The sequence below is a fragment of the Actinospica acidithermotolerans genome (assembly GCF_018139625.1).
GTDB lineage: Bacteria > Actinomycetota > Actinomycetes > Streptomycetales > Catenulisporaceae > Actinospica > Actinospica acidithermotolerans.
On sequence record NZ_JAGSOH010000310.1, the window covers coordinates 1 to 741 of the forward strand.

Below are 741 nucleotides of genomic sequence, written 5' to 3' on the forward strand. Positions count from 1 at the left end.
GCGCCACCTCCAACAGCTTCCCCACAGCCAGATACGTCTCCGCCGAACCCTCCCCACCCAACGCATACGCCTCATCCGCCACCCGCACATGCAACGCGTCCCGATCCCCGTCCGCGTACACCGCCACACTCCCGATCCCGGCATCCCTACACGCCCGGGCAACCCGCACAGCGATCTCACCACGGTTCGCAATCAGCACCTTGCGCACGTGAGGCTCCCTATCCCAGCTCGTCGAAGACTCCTTGAGTGTAGGCAAGGTCCGCGACACCCCGCGCGTGGGGACCACGCCTGCGGGTACGGCGCGCTTTTGTGCAAACCTGACAAGACACGCCACGGCCGGGGGCGGAGCGCTATCGTGCCAAGAAGGAGCAGTGGGGTTGACGGGTCGGCGGCGCGAGCGGAGGTGTCGGAGGCGATGTCCTCGAACATGGCGGTCCGAAGTAGGTCCGTCTTCTTCAGCGTGCGCACGGCGGTGCTGGTCACCGTGCTCGCGATCGTGGCGATCTGGCTGGTCCAGGGCTTCAACGCGGCGGACGGCTACCGCCTGGACGGCGAGTTCGGCCTCACGGCGCGCAGCCTCGGCAGCCTGCCGCACATCGTCGCGGTGCCTTTCCTGCACGTGTCGGTCGAGCACATCGAGAGCAACACCGTGCCGCTCGCGGTCACGACGTTCCTGGTGGCACTCGACGGCCTGCGCCGCTACCTGTACGTGACCGCGATCATCGTGGTCGTCGGCGGCCT

General features: G+C 67.6%; 1 protein-coding gene and 1 pseudogene. One reads left to right on the top strand and one right to left on the bottom strand.

Translation table 11 applies throughout. The features are described from left to right. A partial coding sequence (locus KDK95_RS34850; RefSeq protein ID WP_307844926.1) for a biotin carboxylase N-terminal domain-containing protein occupies positions 1-208 on the bottom strand: 208 nt, incomplete at its 3' end. 207 nt (positions 209-415) lie between these two features. On the opposite strand from KDK95_RS34850, the pseudogene KDK95_RS34855 reads away from it, so the two are divergent. Beyond that, positions 416-741 (top strand): annotated as a pseudogene (locus KDK95_RS34855) (rhomboid family intramembrane serine protease); the annotation flags it as partial.